Source organism: Flavobacterium sp. N502540, from assembly GCF_025947365.1.
Classification (GTDB): domain Bacteria; phylum Bacteroidota; class Bacteroidia; order Flavobacteriales; family Flavobacteriaceae; genus Flavobacterium.
Genome location: NZ_CP110012.1, coordinates 4233818 through 4253643, shown reverse-complemented (window position 1 = coordinate 4253643; position 19826 = coordinate 4233818). Strand labels below are relative to the sequence as shown.

The 19826-nt window shown below is 38.6% G+C and carries 7 protein-coding genes; 1 reads left to right on the top strand and 6 read right to left on the bottom strand.

The features are described 5' to 3' along the window. Nucleotides 1–57: 57 nt before the first annotated feature. The 6 genes from OLM58_RS17815 to OLM58_RS17790 form a co-directional block, all read right to left on the bottom strand. A complete protein-coding gene (locus OLM58_RS17815) occupies nt 58–10722 on the bottom strand; it encodes a choice-of-anchor A family protein (RefSeq protein WP_264529964.1) in 10665 nt (3554 codons plus the stop codon). 363 nt (nt 10723–11085) lie between these two features. Beyond that, nucleotides 11086–11706: a response regulator gene (locus OLM58_RS17810; protein ID WP_157495883.1), complete on the bottom strand. Its 621-nt coding sequence runs from the start codon at nt 11704–11706 to the stop codon at nt 11086–11088. Between the two features lie 47 nt (nt 11707–11753). Beyond that, complete coding sequence (locus OLM58_RS17805; protein ID WP_264529963.1) at nt 11754–13598, bottom strand: sensor histidine kinase; 1845 nt, start codon at nt 13596–13598, stop codon at nt 11754–11756. A 326-nt stretch (nt 13599–13924) separates the two neighbouring features. Further along, nucleotides 13925–16747 (bottom strand): M16 family metallopeptidase, encoded by a 2823-nt coding sequence (locus OLM58_RS17800; RefSeq protein ID WP_264529962.1) that lies wholly within the window; start codon nt 16745–16747, stop codon nt 13925–13927. A 253-nt stretch (nt 16748–17000) separates the two neighbouring features. Continuing rightward, entirely contained in the window at nt 17001–17903 is a 903-nt protein-coding gene (locus OLM58_RS17795; RefSeq protein ID WP_264529961.1) for a hypothetical protein, read from the bottom strand. Next, nucleotides 17900–18328, bottom strand: a complete 429-nt coding sequence (locus OLM58_RS17790; RefSeq protein ID WP_264529960.1) for a DM13 domain-containing protein — start codon at nt 18326–18328, stop codon at nt 17900–17902. The genes OLM58_RS17795 and OLM58_RS17790 overlap by 4 nt, the downstream gene beginning before the upstream one ends. 182 nt (nt 18329–18510) lie before the next feature. Between OLM58_RS17790 and OLM58_RS17785 the strand changes: the two genes are divergently transcribed. Further along, nucleotides 18511–19476: a hydrogen peroxide-inducible genes activator gene (locus tag OLM58_RS17785; RefSeq protein ID WP_264529959.1), complete on the top strand. Its 966-nt coding sequence runs from the start codon at nt 18511–18513 to the stop codon at nt 19474–19476. Nucleotides 19477–19826 lie beyond the last annotated feature (350 nt).

Genomic DNA, 19826 nt, shown 5'->3' with positions numbered 1-19826 from the left:
TTTATTTTTAAAGAATGGCTTAGCCTATTGACTAAGCCATTTTATTAGTACAGAATATTATTTGGTCAGGTATAAATACCCCGCCTCCTGATGTGGATTGGATTGGTTGTCTTTGTATTTAATGATATAATAATAAGTTCCTTCCGGTAATCCATCTGAATCTTTGATTGTAACACGTCCTTCAGAAATACCTCTAAAAACAATATCATTATTATTGTAATGATCACGATCAAAAACCAAAACTCCCCAACGGTTAAAAATCTGAACCGTATTGTCAGGATAACATTCTAATCCCTGGATATAAAATCTCTCGTTCTTACTGTCTCCATTTATAGAAACCGCATTGAATACTTTAATTACACAACCTTGTAGCGATAAAACAGTTGGTTTATCCCCCAATACACTACTATCATCTGATTTGTCTTTTACCTCAATATGATCAGGACTTGTTCCAAAAACTTCGGCTTGATTCGATATACTTCCCGAATTAATATCAGCTTGTACGATCGAATAAGTTCCTGTAAAAGAAGTACTATCCTCTTCTCCCACTGCTAAATTTATTGGGCCTCCGGTCATGGTAATTCCAGTTAACGGATCTACTATATAAACATTAGTCAACGCTACATTTCCTGTATTGGATACTGTGAAATTATACGTGATGGTTTCCCCTACTTTTGCATTACTGTCACCATCTTCATCATTGAAATGTGCCGTTTTCACTAAAGCAATACTTGGTCTTGATACAAATAGGGTTACCGTTGCAGCATCACAATTTGAAAGATTTGATTTTTCGCAAATACTGTACGTTAATGTATAGATACCTCCCGGTGTATTAGCTGGAACACTTATTGTTCCTGTGGTAGTGTCAATTACCGGAACTGCTGCTCCAGGTGTTTTTGGAACTGCCGGTGTTGTCACTTTTAAATCAACCAGGCTAATAACAACTGGTACGCCATTTAAAGTATCCGAATTTGGATTACCAGCTAGTACATTCCCTGCATTTGGTGTTCCTGTTATTCCATTTACGTTTGGAATGTTATCATCATTTGCAATTATTGATGTCCCTGCAATTACTGTTACTTTGATTTCATCTGAAACCGTCGCACAAGTTGCCGGAGTTAGTTTGTCACATAACTGATAAACTACATTATAGGTCCCCGGCGTGGTTCCTGCCGCAACACTTACTTTTCCGGTTAACGGATCTAAAGTAATTCCTGTTGGCCATGTTCCTGATACTGCAACTGTAGCATTTCCTGTTGTTCCTAATACTGCTGGAACTCCATTTACTTTATCGTTGCTTGCAATGTTTGTGAAAACAGTTCCTCCTGTTGATGCAATAGTTCCATTTTCGAATATTGGCTCTACCACTGGAGTTACTTTGATTTCATCTGAAACCGTCGCACAAGTTGCCGGAGTTAGTTTGTCACATAACTCATAAACTACATTATAAGTTCCCGGTGTGGTTCCTGCCGCAACACTTACTTTTCCGGTTAACGGATCTAAAGTAATTCCTGTTGGCCATGTTCCTGACACTGCAACTGTAGCATTTCCTGTTGTTCCTAATACTGCCGGAACTCCATTTACTTTATCGTTACTTGCAATGTTTGTGAAAACAGTTCCTCCTGTTGATGCAATAGTTCCATTTTCGAATATTGGTTCAACTGTTGCCGTTACTGTAATTTTAGCTTCAGCCTGATCACACATTGGTGTACCGGCTGCTGCCATTGCTTTTGAACATATACTATAAATTACAGTATAAACGCCTGGTGCAGTACCAGTATTAACCTTAATAGTACCATCGGTATTTAATGTCATTCCTGTCGGTAAATAAACCGCACTTAAATTTACTTCTGAAGCGACTATAGGTGTACCATGTAATTTGTCATTCAACAATACAGAAACCGTGGTACCTCCGTTCAGTCCATTAACTACCAATGGTGTTTCATCAATCGCATCAATAAAACTTACTACTGTACAGGTTGAACAAGTAGGATCTATTGGCCTGCAAGTCGAACAAATTGGGCTTGGATCAGTTGACTTAGCTGTTACCGGAGATCCTGTTGGAGGAGTTCCTGTTACAGTAGCCACGTTGTCTACCTGACCGTTATTCATATCAGCCAAAGTGATGGTGTGAACTGCCGTGAAACTAGACGAGTCTGTTGCTCCGGGAGCTAAACTCGCTAAACTTCCACTTACCACTGCATTAGCATCACTAATGGTTACCGGAGCCAGGGTTACGTTTCCTGTGTTGGTAACTGTAAAGGTATAGTCAATTCTATCTCCTACGTTTACAATACCGTCGGCATTAGCATCTACATAAGTTGCCTTTTTGCTTACCGTTACTTTTGGCGAAGACGTTAAAGGAACTACGGTACAGCTTGGACATGCCGCTGGATCTTTTGGTGGACAAGTTGAACAAATTGGACTTGGATCGGTTGACTTAGCTGTTACCGGAGATCCTGTTGGAGGAGTTCCTGTAGCTGTGGCCACGTTGTCTACCTGACCGTTATTCATATCGGCCAAAGTAATGGTGTGAACGGCTGTAAAGCTAGACGAATCTGTTGCTCCTGGAGCTAAACTCGCTAAACTTCCGCTTACCACTGCATTAGCATCGGTAATGGTTACCGGAGCCAAGGTTACGTTTCCTGTGTTGGTAACGGTAAAAGTATAGTCGATTCTATCGCCTACATTTACAATACCATCTCCATTAGCATCTACATAAGTAGCTTTTTTGCTTACCGTTACTTTTGGTGAAGACGTTAAAGGAACTACGGTACAGCTTGGACATGCCGCTGGATCTTTTGGTGGACAAGTTGAACAAATTGGACTTGGATCGGTTGACTTAGCTGTTACCGGAGATCCTGTTGGAGGAGTTCCTGTAGCTGTGGCCACGTTGTCTACCTGACCGTTATTCATATCGGCCAAAGTAATGGTGTGAACGGCTGTAAAGCTAGACGAATCTGTTGCTCCTGGAGCTAAACTCGCTAAACTTCCGCTTACCACTGCATTAGCATCGGTAATGGTTACCGGAGCCAGGGTTACGTTTCCTGTGTTGGTAACGGTAAAAGTATAGTCGATTCTATCGCCTACGTTTACAATACCGTCGGCATTAGCATCTACATAAGTTCCTTTTTTGCTTACCGTTACTTTTGGTGAAGACGTTAAAGGTACTACTGTACAGCTTGGACATGCCGCTGGATCTTTTGGTGGACAAGTCGCACAAATTGGACTTGGATCGGTTGACTTAGCTGTTACCGGAGATCCTGTTGGAGGAGTTCCTGAAACTGTAGCCACGTTGTCTACCTGACCGTTATTCATATCAGCCAAAGTAATGGTGTGAACTGCCGTGAAACTAGACGAGTCTGTTGCTCCGGGAGCTAAACTCGCTAAACTTCCACTTACCACTGCATTAGCATCACTAATGGTTACCGGAGCCAGGGTTACGTTTCCTGTGTTGGTTACTGTAAAAGTATAGTCAATTCTATCGCCTGCGTTTACGATTCCATCTGCATTAGCGTCTACGTAAGTTGCCTTTTTGCTTACCGTTACTTTTGGTGAAGACGTTAAAGGAACTACGGTACAGCTTGGACATGCAGCTGGATCTTTTGGTGGACAAGTCGAACAAATTGGGCTTGGATCAGTTGACTTAGCGGTTACCGGAGATCCTGTTGGAGGGGTTCCTGTAGCTGTAGCTACGTTGTCTACCTGACCGTTATTCATATCAGCCAAAGTAATGGTGTGAACTGCCGTGAAACTAGATGAATCTGTTGCTCCTGGAGCTAAACTCGCTAAACTTCCACTTACCACTGCATTAGCATCGGTAATGGTTACTGGAGCCAGGGTTACGTTTCCTGTGTTGGTTACTGTAAAAGTATAGTCAATTCTATCGCCAACGTTTACGATACCATCTGCATTAGCATCTACGTAAACTCCTTCTTTGCTTACCGTTACTTTTGGTGAAGACGTTAAAGGAACTACGGTACAGCTTGGACATGCAGCTGGGTCTTTTGGTGGACAAGTTGAACAAATTGGACTTGGATCGGTTGACTTAGCTGTTACCGGAGATCCTGTTGGAGGAGTTCCTGAAACTGTAGCCACGTTGTCTACCTGACCGTTATTCATATCAGCCAAAGTGATGGTGTGAACTGCCGTGAAACTAGACGAGTCTGTTGCTCCGGGAGCTAAACTCGCTAAACTTCCACTTACCACTGCATTAGCATCACTAATGGTTACTGGAGCCAGGGTTACGTTTCCTGTGTTGGTTACTGTAAAAGTATAATCAATTCTATCGCCAACGTTTACAATACCATCTGAATTAGCATCTACGTAAGTTGCCTTTTTGCTTACCGTTACTTTTGGTGAAGACGTTAAAGGAACTACGGTACAGCTTGGACATGCAGCTGGATCTTTTGGTGGACAAGTCGCACAAATTGGACTTGGATCGGTTGATTTTGCTGTTACCGGAGATCCTGTTGGAGGGGTTCCTGTAGCTGTAGCCACGTTGTCTACCTGACCGTTATTCATATCGGCCAAAGTAATGGTGTGAACGGCTGTAAAACTAGACGAATCTGTTGCTCCGGGAGCTAAACTCGCTAAACTTCCGCTTACCACTGCATTAGCATCGGTAATGGTTACCGGAGCCAGGGTTACGTTTCCTGTGTTGGTAACGGTAAAAGTATAGTCGATTCTATCGCCTACATTTACAATACCATCTCCATTAGCATCTACATAAGTAGCTTTTTTGCTTACCGTTACTTTTGGTGAAGACGTTAAAGGAACTACGGTACAGCTTGGACATGCAGCTGGGTCTTTTGGTGGACAAGTCGCACAAATTGGACTTGGATCGGTTGATTTTGCTGTTACCGGAGCTCCTGTTGGAGGGGTTCCTGTAGCTGTAGCTACGTTGTCTACCTGACCGTTATTCATATCGGCCAAAGTGATGGTGTGAACGGCTGTAAAACTAGACGAATCTGTTGCTCCTGGAGCTAAACTCGCTAAACTTCCGCTTACCACTGCATTAGCATCGGTAATGGTTACCGGAGCCAGGGTTACGTTTCCTGTATTTCTAACGGTAAAAGTATAGTCAATTCTATCGCCTGCGTTTACAATACCGTCGGCATTAGCATCTACATAAGTTCCTTTTTTGCTTACCGTTACTTTTGGTGAAGACGTTAAAGGTACTACTGTACAGCTTGGACATGCCGCTGGGTCTTTTGGTGGACAAGTCGCACAAATTGGACTTGGATCGGTTGACTTAGCTGTTACCGGAGCTCCTGTTGGAGGGGTTCCTGTAGCTGTAGCTACGTTGTCTACCTGACCGTTATTCATATCGGCCAAAGTGATGGTGTGAACGGCTGTAAAGCTAGACGAATCTGTTGCTCCTGGAGCTAAACTCGCTAAACTTCCGCTTACCACTGCATTAGCATCGGTAATGGTTACCGGAGCCAAGGTTACGTTTCCTGTGTTGGTAACGGTAAAAGTATAGTCGATTCTATCGCCTACATTTACAATACCATCTCCATTAGCATCTACATAAGTAGCTTTTTTGCTTACCGTTACTTTTGGTGAAGACGTTAAAGGTACTACTGTACAGCTTGGACATGCCGCTGGGTCTTTTGGTGGACAAGTCGCACAAATTGGACTTGGATCGGTTGATTTTGCTGTTACCGGAGCTCCTGTTGGAGGGGTTCCTGTTACAGTAGCTACGTTGTCTACCTGACCGTTATTCATATCGGCCAAAGTGATGGTGTGAACGGCTGTAAAACTAGACGAATCTGTTGCTCCGGGAGCTAAACTCGCTAAACTTCCGCTTACCACTGCATTAGCATCGGTAATGGTTACCGGAGCCAGAGTTACGTTTCCTGTGTTGGTAACGGTAAAAGTATAGTCAATTCTATCGCCTGCGTTTACAATACCGTCGGCATTAGCATCTACATAAGTTCCTTTTTTGCTTACTGAAATACCAGCACATTCACTAGCGATTACAACATTAGCTGAAACTACTGAACTACAAGCTCCCAATGTAGCAGTTACCGTATAAGTTCCTGCCGGAGCGGTTACTGTAGCGCCTGAAATAGTAACTCCTGTTGATGGGTTTACCGTATAAGTATAAGCAGCATTATAATTTGAAATCGCAAAACTTCCTGTAGCCACTGAACAAGTAGGTTGAGTTACTGTTCCTGCCGTTGGTTGTACCGGGGTTGTAGGTTGTGCATTTATCACAACATCAGCTGAAACTACTGAACTACAAGTTCCCAATGTAGCCGTCACGGTATAAGTTCCTGCCGGAGCGGTTACTGTAGTCCCTGAAATAGTAACTCCTGTTGATGGGTTTACCGTATAAGTATAAGCAGCATTATAATTTGAAATCGCAAAACTTCCTGTAGCCACTGAACAAGTAGGTTGAGTTACTGTTCCTGCTGTTGGTTGTACCGGGGTTGTAGGTTGTGCATTTATCACAACATCAGCTGAAACTACTGAACTACAAGTTCCCAATGTAGCCGTCACGGTATAAGTTCCTGCCGGAGCGGTTACTGTAGTCCCTGAAATAGTAACTCCTGTTGATGGGTTTACCGTATAAGTATAAGCAGCATTATAATTTGAAATCGCAAAACTTCCTGTAGCCACTGAACAAGTAGGTTGAGTTACTGTTCCTGCCGTTGGTTGTACCGGGGTTGTAGGTTGTGCATTTATCACAACATCAGCTGAAACTACTGAACTACAAGTTCCCAATGTAGCCGTCACGGTATAAGTTCCTGCCGGAGCGGTTACTGTAGTCCCTGAAATAGTAACTCCTGTTGATGGGTTTACCGTATAAGTATAAGCAGCATTATAATTTGAAATCGCAAAACTTCCTGTAGCCACTGAACAAGTAGGTTGAGTTACTGTTCCTGCTGTTGGTTGTACCGGGGTTGTAGGTTGTGCATTTATCACAACATCAGCTGAAACTACTGAACTACAAGTTCCCAATGTAGCCGTCACGGTATAAGTTCCTGCCGGAGCGGTTACTGTAGTCCCTGAAATAGTAACTCCTGTTGATGGGTTTACCGTATAAGTATAAGCAGCATTATAATTTGAAATCGCAAAACTTCCTGTAGCCACTGAACAAGTAGGTTGAGTTACTGTTCCTGCTGTTGGTTGTACCGGGGTTGTAGGTTGTGCATTTATCACAACATCAGCTGAAACTACTGAACTACAAGTTCCCAATGTAGCCGTCACGGTATAAGTTCCTGCCGGAGCGGTTACTGTAGCCCCTGAAATAGTAACTCCTGTTGATGGGTTTACCGTATAAGTATAAGCAGCATTATAATTTGAAATCGCAAAACTTCCAGTAGCCACTGAACAAGTAGGTTGAGTTACTGTTCCTGCTGTTGGTTGTACAGGTTTTTCTTTTATTACAACATCAATTCCGGTTCTGGCGCTTTCGCAATTTCCAACCGTCTGACTAACATAATAAGTTGTAGTACCAACGGTCGTCGTTGCAGGTGTTGGTGCAGTTGCACTTCCAACACCTCCTGTTTGAGCAGTATACCATTTCAGGTTTGAACCTGTTGCCGTTAAAGCCGTTGCTGTTGCATCCTGACAATAATTCACTGGTGTCGTAACGACTGGTGCATCAGTGGTACTGATTTCTCCTTTAAAAGGATAATTATGTGTTTCTGAACCGCCAATGTTTTGAATTAAATTTCCACCAACAATAAAACGGCCGTTCATACCAATCATTTCGTTGGTAACCGTACCTGTACGTTGTGGAATAACCATACTTCCCCAAAACTGAGCTCCTTTTAAAGAAACAGTAGTGGCTGTAGGTAAATTCCATAAAATTCGTAGTGAAAAAGGCGCTACTTCATTCGCAGGTGCTTTATTCCCACTACCTACTGCCTGAGTTACACCATTAAACTGAAATGTAGCAATATTAAAGTTTGTTGTTGTACCGGGTACGTTAATTAATAAACTCGCAGTATCCGGAAAACCAACAAAATTAATAGTACCATTTGGTCTTGATGCTAAAACATTAGGGATGTTTATCACATACGATTTTGAAACAGCAGGTGTTAAACAAGTAAACGTATAAGTTCCGAATCCATCATTTGTAAAAGTAACCTTTGGATCACTTGGCAACTGATTCCAGGCCGTACTTGAAACCTGTAAAGCATTGAACGCATCATTATAAGGTGTTAAATCTAAAGTAGCTTCATTAATAACTTTAGATGCATCTCCGGTAATTTTAACATTAGGAGATTTTGTTCCCTTATAAACTATAGTTCCATAGGACTTTTGACCATTACCGCTCTCTCCTCCCAGTATTAAATTACCTGAAGCTACTGAGGCATCAAAATTACCCCCTATGGTTAAAATATTCTTATTATCATCCGGTACAATAAAAGACCCTACTCCGGCCACTCCAAGATTAAAAGCACTTGTTTTGTTCATGGTAAAATTCCCATATACAAAACTACGTCCTTCATATTCGGCACCATTTGTTATGGTAAGATTCCCTCCAACAGCAAAGTTAATGGCATTATCACGACCGATAAAATCTCCGGTAAAAGTCGCCGGTTTATAGATACTGGTTGGCGGATTAGAGGAAATTACATCACTTAAAAACACTCCTAAACAAGAGTTTGTAGTAGATGGAAATGGCAAAGGATCTATAACTGTTAAGGCATCTGTCTTTGCATTATTACATCCCACACCACTAGGCGTTCCGTCACATTCTACATCCGGGTCTACCGGAGGTGTACCAATATGTGTATCGGCAGTAGCGTCCGGATCTGTTAAATCTGCAGGACGCATGATCGTTGCTTTAACTATAGGATTACTTCCCCCCGCGGCTAGTACCTTTACCACAATTGTAAAGGTAACTGTTGCATCTTTGGGTAAATCAACCGTAGCATCAAGAACTCCACCGGTAATTGTTTGTGCTGTAATTGCACCTCCTAAAGTAGAGGAAGAAGTAAAAGATTGTACCGCTAAATTTGCACCTAAGGCTAAATCTGAAAATTTAAATTTTGCACCGGTTACATCGTTTGGTCCTCCAATGTTCTTAACAACAACTGTATAGGTAACATTTGATCCCACATTACCACTTACCACATCACTAATACTTGTTACCGCCAAATCGGCAGCGTTCTGAATAACCGAAAATTCTGTCGGAGTAGGTGGCGTTGTATATACGTAAGACCAGGTATCTATTAAACCCAGATTACCATATCCTCCAGACCATCTATGTGCGCCTGATGCGCTACTGGTATTTAAGGTACGTGAAGAAGCATCCACCGGACTAGGGGCTACACCTCCTGAATCACCTGTTATAATTGAATCATTCCAATAAATATTACTATTAGGATTAGATCCGTTAACTCTCGTAATAATAATTCCTTGCGGATTATCTTCGGCATCGATGTAAGGAAAATGCACTTCTCCGTTAAATAAAATCACGGCCACTTTGACCTTTGCTCCATATGGTATAGAGTTACCTTGATTGTCCTTACCATCCCAACGAACAGAATTTGAACCTGCAACGGCAGTACCGCGTAGGATTCTGTCTACAGGATCGGCCATAGAGTTATTATTATTAACATCAATCTCTATGGTGTAATTGGCATTTGTATTCGCGTCAAAAGTCACAAACCCACCTAGAGGAGCGGTTCCCATACCCGATGAGCTTCCTTCAACTCCTCTTAAATTTACATTACTTATCGTTTGGGTTATAATGGGCTTATTTAACCAGGTAGTACTTGCTGAACCATTATAAATATTGGCTTCCGCAGGCATAGAAGGATCCGGTGTATTATAAAAAATCTTATGCGTAAAATTAGTCAAATCATCCGAGTCGGTCGGGTTATGAAAAGAATAGTCCGTTGCGCTGCTTGAATAATTATTAACTCTAGCCAACGGTGAACTTGTATATACTGGTGCTGCACTATTCGAAACACCCGATCTTAATCCTTTATTATTAACAAAGAAATTAAAATAAACAGGTCGTACCCCATTGGTTTGGATGTTGTATTGAAATCCGTCATATGTTAAAACCTTTAAATTGGAATTCCACTGATTTGTTGCATCTCCTAAGTGACCTGTTAAAACATTCGCATAAACACGACCTGATTTAGCGACACCTGAAGCGGCAACCGTTACATCCCAAGCCACAATATAACAAGTATTAGTAGCTTGTGTCCAATTTGAATTAGCCTGTATATTTGCATTCCCACCAGGCATAGGAGATGGAGCTAAATTGGGAGAATCTGACAAAAATTCGACAATCCAAATTCCACTTTCAGAAGCACCTACAGTTCTGGAATAAGCATTATACCCCCCTGCTCCTACTAATGCTGAAGGGCCATTTAATTCTTGTGCTCTACTAGAAATTAAACCTACAGTCGTACTTGTTCCGCTATTGTAAGAAGTACCATTTGGTGCGGTTAAGATAATTCTTCCAACACCTGAACCAGTTTTCCCTTGAGCAGAAGAACCCAGGTACAACACTTCTCCGGCATTAGCATAAACATACATTTTTCCCCGATTGGCAACGCCCCAGGTATTCGTTGTATTAATAGAATTATTGGTACTCGACATCAACATCCTGTACCCTGTTGCCCCACTGGGGAACAAATCCTTAGACCCTTCAGCAAAGACATTCCATCCACTGAAGAGAGAAAGGAAGCACAGTATAAAAGTCAGCTGTAATTGCCTTAATTTTAATGTAATTTTATTCAACATTTTAATAGTTTTGATTATTAGTAACTGCTATAGTATTTATCTCCCGATAACAACCTGAATGCCATTTTAATTCCTGCTGCTGTAGCGAATGCATGAGAGTAAAAAAAAGATCTTTAATAAATGTATCGGGTGAAAAGCGATTACTTTTTCGGATAAAAGCATCAAAATCAAGCGAAGTAAAAGAGATTAAGAAACCCTCCTCCAGAGCGCTTCTTCTAACAAAAAACCGGGTTTTAAAAAAAGTAAAGTTCACCATATAATAAATAATTAAAATTCCATACAAAGACTCTTCGAATATCCCTTGATATTCAAAAATTATAGCGATTAGACTCAAGTCAAAGGGACCTAAATCACCACTACACTCTAGTTAATATGTCCCAGTTTTGATGCCTCGCGCACCATACCGGCAACATTACTCACATCGAGTTTGCTAAAAATGTTTTTTCTGTGATTTTCGACCGTATTGACCGAAAGTTTTAGTTCGCCGGCAATATCGGCTGTAGTAAATTCTCTAATAATGTATTGCATGATCGTAAGCTCTTTTGCCGTTAGCGTAATTGCCGTGCCTACCCTGTTCTGTTTGGATAAAAAGGCATAGTCGTCCGGCAGATAAACTCCGCCTTCCCATACTAATCTAATAGCTTCTAAAAGATCTTCGCTGTCCTGATTTTTATTAACGTAACCTTTTACGCCCATAGCCAATAGGTTTTCGACTAATATAGGACTCGAAAGAGAGGTAAAAGCAATTACTCGCAAATCAGGGTGATTTTTATGAAGGTATTCATAAACTTCCAGTCCCTGCACATCACTTGCAATCAGATCAACAATAATTAAATCTAATCCTGAATGCTGCTGAACTTTAAGATATAAATCTTGCTTATTTGTCGCGTAAAAAAGCACTTCCAAATCTTTTTGATTTGAAAAAAAACTAGTAAGACCCCCACAAACAATAGGTTGGTCTTCAAAAAATGCAATATGTATCATAGTACAAATTAGCGACAAAAAAATTGTTAAATAAATAGCGGTTTTCCCTATTTCGGCAAGATAATTTTGAAAGTACAACCTGCTGATTCATTGTTAAAAACAGCAAGCGTTCCTTTGTTTTTCAGCATTAATTCCTGACACAAATAGAGCCCGATTCCAAACCCAGATTCCAGATTAGTACCTAGTCCCGGATTTATTTTCTGCTTGAATAATTTGTCAATCTTTTTTTGCTCGATTCCTTTTCCCGAATCTGTTACGATTATTTCATGATGATCATATTCTATCACAATAGTACTGTCGATATAGCTAAATTTAATGGCATTGTTGATAACGTTTCGCAAGACTATACTTAAAACAGCCGAGTTGAAAACAACGATTGTTCCTTTTGCGACCTTAAGTTCAATTGTAATATTCTTGGCCTTTATCTGATGTGCTAACTCCTTACAGGCAGCGTTGATAAGGTTGTGCAGCATAATCTCGCTATAACCCGATTGTGCGGTAATCAATTCCATTTTGGCCCAATCGAGTAAACTCGTAAGCATGGCATCCGATTGTTCCAATTGCTGCCCAATTGCTTTCATGTAAGTTGATACAATCTCATTTTCATTTTTAAGTATCTCTTCTTTCTCCAATAAAATTTTTAAGGTTGTGATTGGTTCCTTAAAGTCATGGGAGATTACCGTAAAAATCTTTTGGTGCAATAAATTAAGACGTTTAAGATCATTATTTTTTACTTCAATTTGCTCTTTTTGAAGTTTTAGCGTTTCATTGGTAATTCGTTGCTTTTTGGTCAATACTACAATCGAATACAACAATATGATTAACAACGTAATTCCGATTAACGAAGCAATAAGAGCCACTTTCTGTTTTTGCAGACGCTCTTCTTTATTATCGTTGATTCTTTTCAGGTAAGTATTCTGCTGTTCCTTTAACTTGATTTTGTTCGCAATTTCAAACGAATCAATTCTGCTGTTTCGAATCTTCGTATCTTCTATTCCTACTAATCGATCCAGTCTTTCGAATGTTTTATGAGCAGCTTCAAACTCTCCCTGCTCGACCATAATTTCTCTTAAGGTTCGTAAGGCGTTAATTTTATTCTCTAAATCATTGCAGCTGTCAGCCACTCTTATACTTTCGGTAATCGCTTTTTTTGCTTTTTCTATTCTGTTTTGCCTGCTGTACACACGGGCCGTTTTGACATAAACTTCCGCAAGCTTACATGGATTATACTTCTTTGCTACACGTTCTGTGAGCAAAAATTCTTCCATACTTTTCTTGTGATCGTAATTGATGTAATAATAGTATCCAATAATTAAATGCAGTACTATATAATTGCTCGGACTGTCAGCTGGCGAAATTTCATTTTGGCATAAATTGGCATAGTAAAATGCTTTTTTATAATCTTTTTGAGTAAATAATAAATCCGATAATATATATAGACTTCTATAATACGTTTTCAGCGATTCCTTTCCTTCGCCTTTCAGCGCAATAGATTTATTCAAAAAAATGATTGCATCCGATGATCTACCGATGATTTTATAGTAATTAGCCTTAAAAAAATGCAACAATTGAAGTTCATATACACTCAAATCAGGTTTGGTGAGATGTTTATCAATTAAGTAACTGATACTGTCTGTTTGATTACGGGTATCTAAATTTCTTAATTTCTCTCCTAGTTGTTTGATTCGGGGGGTGATTTCCTGAACCTGAGCCTGAGAATGGAATGAAACTAAGAAAAAAGCAAGGATGAAATACTTTACGGAACTGGTTAGTTTTACCTTATTGTCAGGTAATATGGATTTAAAGCTAAAAAGAGAAAGGAATTCAAAAAAAATACTCTTAAAAAGAATAAAAGACTTCTGAATATGTTTGGGCCAATTGTCTACGGTCATAAAATTAACTTACATTTTTTTAGTAAATCTCTTCACAACTCAGCCCCTATCCATTTAAAATTTACAGCAGCAAAATTATCAATAACAACCTAATGAATTGCTATGAATTCAATAAAATAAACCATTTAAATTTAAAGAAATTGCCCTTAATTCAATTTTTAATAAATTAACAAGATATTTAGCATTAATTTAAAAGCGATTAAATATAATCCTACTGTGAGAATCTTGTGTATACCTAGTTTTTATAACCTTTTAAACACAATGACATTTTAAGCAAAATAAAATAATATTCTGAACAAAGTCACCCCTTCTATACCAAATACCGGCTACTTCAATGGCTTAAAAACAATTTCGTAAGACTTGGCTTTGTTTAGAAATGCATTAGCAAACTCCTGAATGTCTTTTTCAGTGATGCTATTTACAATATCTACATAAGCTGCAGGATTATCCATGTTTATATTGTACTCAAAAAAATTGTATAATAAACTCAAACTGTAGCTGTTGAAATTTTTGCTGTCTTCTCTTGATTTCAAGTAGTTGATTTTAGTTTTTGCAAGGTCCTCTTTTACCAAAACACCTTTTTTAATTTTGTTAATTTCGTCGTACACTGTAGGAAGTAAAGTGTTCACTTTGATCGGATCTGAATCAAAATTTATCGATAGGGCAACCGTATTTTTTGGAAATCTCGAAGCTGCCGCACTGACCTGAACACCATAAGTTCCTCCTTCTTTTTCTCTAAGATTCTCTGTATAGCGTAAAGTCAAAATGTCACGCAGCATATCTGCCAAAACAGCATTTTTAGAAGTGTATTTAAAATCGCTTTCAAACTGAATATTGACAGTACTTTTGGGCGTTTCCATTTTAATTAAAACTTCTTTTTTAATTTTATTGGAACTCCAGACAGGTGTTTTGTCTTTGAATGTTTCTTCTCTTTTTATACCGGGAATACTGGCGATGTATTTTTCTAATAGTGGTTTCAGCACTTCCGGTGTTACGTCACCTACAATAAAAAACTCAAAGTTAGAAACATCACAAAATCGTTCTTTATAAATTGCTTTTATTCTTTCAAAAGACAAATCATCAATAAACTGCTGATCCAAAATTCTTACTCTGGGATTATTTTTTCCGTAAACAATTGCATTGATACTATCGGTCATTTTTGCATTGATATCCTTGTCTTTGTTTTCGAGATAATTTTGAAGATCTAATTTCTTAATATCATAAATTTCCTTGTCGAAACGTGGCTTTACAAAACGCAGATGCACCAATTGCAGCATTGCTTCGAGGTCCTTTACTTTGGCATTACCCGAAACCGTCTCATTTAAATCTCCTACATTTATTCCCGTACCGACAACCTTTCCTGAAAGAATTTTTTCCAAATTAATATTAGAAAATGCTCCCACACCTGAAGCATCTGTCAAACCGTTCAGTGCAAATGTCGATGGCAGATCTTTGAGATCATATAAGGACGCTCCCCCGAAACTTTCCGCATACAACTGTACATCATTTACATTTTTATTTGCAAATTTATAATGCACCTTTACGCCATTGCTTAAAATATAAGTAGTAGCACCGATTTCTTTACTTTCCTTTTCAGCAGTAATTTTACCCGGAACAATTGTTACATCAGTCAACAGTGACTTATCATTAAAACTGTCTGCATAAGGCTTTAAATAAGGATTGTTTTCTGATTTGGCAATAATAGCAAAAGCGTTTTCCTTTGTTAAATTGGTTTCATTTTCCATCCCTTCAACGGTCACTACTCTGTTTTTTGAAGTATATCCACGAGTTAATTCGACCTGAAGAGCTTTTGAATCGATATCTTTCAAAATAGATTGTATCATTTCAAACTCGCTTTTAGTATCTGTAAACAGTCGATGCAAAAGATAATCTGATTGTATACTATTGGCAATACTGCTATGTGAAACTTCTTTCTCTGATTGGATATAGTTTTCGTAAAAAGAACTAATGAAAGTTACTTTTCTTTGAATTTCACCTTCCGAAAAACCAAATTTTCCGGCACGTATATACTCATCCATAACTACAGCTAAAGCTTCTGCCTGTTTATTTGGTTTTGGAGCAATATCCATCCCCATTACATCATTCACTCTTCTAAAATTAGAATAATAAGCCTCCGCATTTTTAAACGGACAGTTTTCTTTCTGTGCTAATTCATTCAATCTGTCGTTGAGCATCGAAAACGCCATTATTCTCGTTATTGACTGCTTCAGATCAGCAAAAGTCTGGCTCTGACCTGTTCCATTTTGAATGATTTTAAAAGATATAGTCGAATTTGTTATTTCTTTATCGAGCGCTAACTTAAAAAATGGTTCCTCATGATCCGGAATTGCGACCTCAAATCGTTTCTTCGGGTTTTTAGCTTTCGGAACATCAGCAAATAATGTTTTTATTTTTTGCTCAATTTCTTCAGCATTTACATCCCCAACAACGGCAATTGCCTGCAAATCGGGACGGTACCATTCTTTGTAAAAATCTCGTAGCAAAGCGTAATCAAAATGTCTTACAATATCCATATCACCAATAGCAACACGGTTTGCATACAGCGAATGGTTGTACAAATAAGGGTTGAACAAATTAGAAATGCGGGTTGATGCGTTTTGCCTGGTTCTCCATTCTTCAACAATAATACCACGTTCGGCATCAATTTCCTCATTGGTTAATAGTAATGAATGGGACCAATCGTGCAAAATCAGCAATGCAGTATCAATTACTTTAGGATCTGTTGACGGAATATTGTCAAAATTATAAACCGTCTCATCAAAACTGGTGTAAGCATTTATATTATTTCCAAAAACAGCCCCTTGTTTTTCGAGAGTCGTCAAAATTCCTTTTCCGGGAAAATTTTTAGTTCCGTTGAAAGCCATGTGCTCCAGAAAATGTGCCAATCCTTTCTGATTGTCATTCTCTAAAATAGAGCCTACGTTTTGAATAATATAATAACTTGCTGTGTTTTTATTTACCGCTGTTGGATAAATATAATACGTCATGCCATTGGATAGTACTCCTTTTTTAAGAGTTTTATTTCCAATTAAGGCATCAGCAGGTTTGTAGTTTTGCGCATTTATGGAAGCCACTCCAATAAATAATAATAGTAAGTGTAAAAATTGAGCGTGTACAGATTTCATCATTTTTGATTTCGGCATTTAAAGTAAGAATATATATTATCCCACATCAGTTGAGAGTATAAGTATTCCTCCTACTTAGAAATATCTTCGCCTAAGGACGGATATGCTTCTTTTTCAATTCATCTGATCATGGTCTTCGCAAAATAATTAAAAATGATGTACGAAAAAATTTGCGTTACTTATTTAACACATTAAATTTCTGTGCGACACTTGTTCTGCTCAACCTTTTTATACTTGAGTCACCATCCTATTTTTTTCAAAATCGCACTTTATAGCTCACCCCTGCTGTCCATGCCCGTGTAAGTCCGTCCGGTCTGACTTCTCTCACTACAAAAGGCGTCGCAACTGAGACTTCGATACTGCTTCCGGATGAAAAATGATATCCTGCAATTAGATTTCCATTAATGGTAAGTCCATCAGAGTTTTTAATGGTCTGTCTTTGGCCGTAAATATCTTCATAAGTATCTTCCCCTAAATGATAAATGAAAAGCAAATTCGGCTTGAACGAAAATTTACGATTGGCTGTATTTATGGTGTAGGTTCCGCGTAAAAGAACGTCCGGTTTTCTCTCAAATAAATTGGTGGTCACAAAATCATCAGTACCGGAATATTCGCTGAAATAGGAATTCTTGTTTATATTAAAGACAGGCAATTGTATCGCAGAATTAAAATCCCAATTTTTATAGTTCAGATTCACACTTCCCAAAAAATCAAAAGTTCCAAGACTGCTTTGATAATCCATTGGAAGCGGATGATCGTTTATTTTGAGATTACTTTGGTTAAACGGAACTTTAATCCCCGAAGTAAAACTCCATTTATACAAATTTATCGTAACAGGAGTATAATTTGCCGTTAAAAAAGCATCCCCAACCGAGCCCCTTCCTCCAAAACTTCCATTGGCATACTGAGAAGTCACTTTTACATTTCCCGACCACTGTTCATTAAAACTTCTGGTGTAAGCAATATAACCCGAAAAATATTTCACATCCACATCACCTTTCCCCAGAACAGTTCCAAATTCGATATGGTTGTTCTTCTTGTCATCATTTTCGTGAAATGCTCCTCCAATACTGCAAATACCGGCATCACTACAGCCTTGTGCTTTACTATAATTGAATATAAAAAATGAGGCTAAAACTAGCAAAAAGTTAATTTTCATAATGAGTTGGATTTTAAAGCAGCAGTGGCAAATAGATGATTGAATTGCTGACAATGAATTAATACATAGGGATAGACCGCTAAATTTACTCCTGTCGGAATCGCATAGGTCTGTGAATTTCCTGTTCCTAAACTTCCCAGATTTACAAAACTGTCCGGTCGATTGGTTTTAGAAAGATAAACCTTAAGATCAGGCCCACTGGAAATGCTAAAATCTTTAAGTGACAATTTATACAGATCCCCTTCTTTGTAAATTTGTGCAGAACCGGTAACGGTATTGCCCGGCTCAGCTTCAAAAGCTCCTGTAGAAAGCAAAATTGCTTCAGAAGAAACTACCATTGAACCAATTTTTTCGCGGGTCAATTCTCCTTCAGATTCACATCCGAAGAGTATTAAAATAGCTATAAAAGAAAATATTGTTCTCATGTTATATCGTTTAGTAAATCGAAATTAAGAACTCTTACAATCTCCTAATGTCGGCTAGTTTACATATCCTGAACATTTTTGATATTCTCCGTTTGTATTTTACATTTTCTCGTGCTTAGATTAAAAAACACCGAAACGCTCCGTTATATTTTTCTACCTTTATATCCAATATACCAATCGAGATGACCATCCAACAATTAAAATATATTGTAGCATTAGACGAGGAACGTCATTTTGCAAGAGCAGCGGAAGTTTGTCTGGTATCACAGCCCGGACTAACCATTCAGCTAAAAAATCTGGAAGAAGAAATTGGAATTAAAATTTTCGATCGAAACAAGGTTCCCTTAACACCTACAGTTCTTGGAATCGAAATTATAAACCGAGCCAAAAAAATACTTCGCGAGGCCGATGAAATTAGAGATTTTGTGGTGAATGAGAAAAACAAACTGGAAGGCGAAGTTAAAGTTGGAATCATTTCGACTTTGTCCCCTTATCTGATCCCTCTTTTTATTCAGGCCATGAAAAAAGCCACTCCAAAAATGCAATTCATTATAAAAGAAGCCAATACAGGACAATTGATGAATGATGTTATGACAGGAGCTCTGGATGTAGCCATTATGGCAACTCCTACCGGAAATCCTCATTTAATTGAGCATCCGGTTTTTAAAGAACCTTTTGTGGCGTACTTAAATACGGTGCACCCTATGGCCACAGCATCACATTACGAATTGCAGCCCTCAGACCGGGCCGAATTGCTTTTGCTTCAAAACGAATATTGTTACAATGCTCAGCTCCTTGATATTTGTGATATCAAAAGTACAGGGAAAATTAAAGAGCAATTCAGTTATGATATTAGCTCGATTGAAACCCTTAAAAATTTGGTACGAGCCGAATTAGGATTCGCCATAATCCCTCAACTTTCGATGATTAATGAAGTAGAAACCGGGCTTTTTAAACATTTTAAAGATCCAAAACCCGTACGCGAAATCAGTCTGGTGGTGTCTGACACTTTTTCTAAGAAGCTATTACTTGAAAAAATGAACGAAGCCATCTGGAATTGTTTACCGGAATCTTTACAGCAAAACTTTGCTTACCGTAAAATAAGATGGAACGATTCTCCTTATTTTATTAAAGCTACTACCCGATAAATAGCTATCGGGAATCAATATAAAAAAGCCAAAATACCTTGCAGTACTTTGGCTTTTTGTATTTAGAAAAATGCTTCAATTAGTAAGATCAATGAAAAAAAACATCATCAAATTAAAACAATCAAAAGCTTTTTCACACAGATTCTGCAGATTGAAACGGATTCTATAAGATTTTATTAATTGCTCCGCGTACATCTGCTCAAATCTCTTTAAAATCTGCGGGAAACAAAAAAATACATCGTCAAATTAAAATAATCAAACCTATTTTCTCGCAGATTCTGCAGATCGAAACAGATTCTATAAGATTTTATTAACTACTCCGGGCACATCTGCTCAAATCTCTTTTAAAT

Bases quoted from the DNA above. Each gene is read 5' to 3' on its own strand.
- OLM58_RS17815 (WP_264529964.1), bottom strand. From the start codon at position 10,722: ATGTTGAATAAAATTACATTAAAATTAAGGCAATTACAGCTGACTTTT.
- OLM58_RS17810 (WP_157495883.1), bottom strand. From the start codon at position 11,706: ATGATACATATTGCATTTTTTGAAGACCAACCTATTGTTTGTGGGGGT.
- OLM58_RS17805 (WP_264529963.1), bottom strand. From the start codon at position 13,598: ATGACCGTAGACAATTGGCCCAAACATATTCAGAAGTCTTTTATTCTT.
- OLM58_RS17800 (WP_264529962.1), bottom strand. From the start codon at position 16,747: ATGATGAAATCTGTACACGCTCAATTTTTACACTTACTATTATTATTT.
- OLM58_RS17795 (WP_264529961.1), bottom strand. From the start codon at position 17,903: ATGAAAATTAACTTTTTGCTAGTTTTAGCCTCATTTTTTATATTCAAT.
- OLM58_RS17790 (WP_264529960.1), bottom strand. From the start codon at position 18,328: ATGAGAACAATATTTTCTTTTATAGCTATTTTAATACTCTTCGGATGT.
- OLM58_RS17785 (WP_264529959.1), top strand. From the start codon at position 18,511: ATGACCATCCAACAATTAAAATATATTGTAGCATTAGACGAGGAACGT.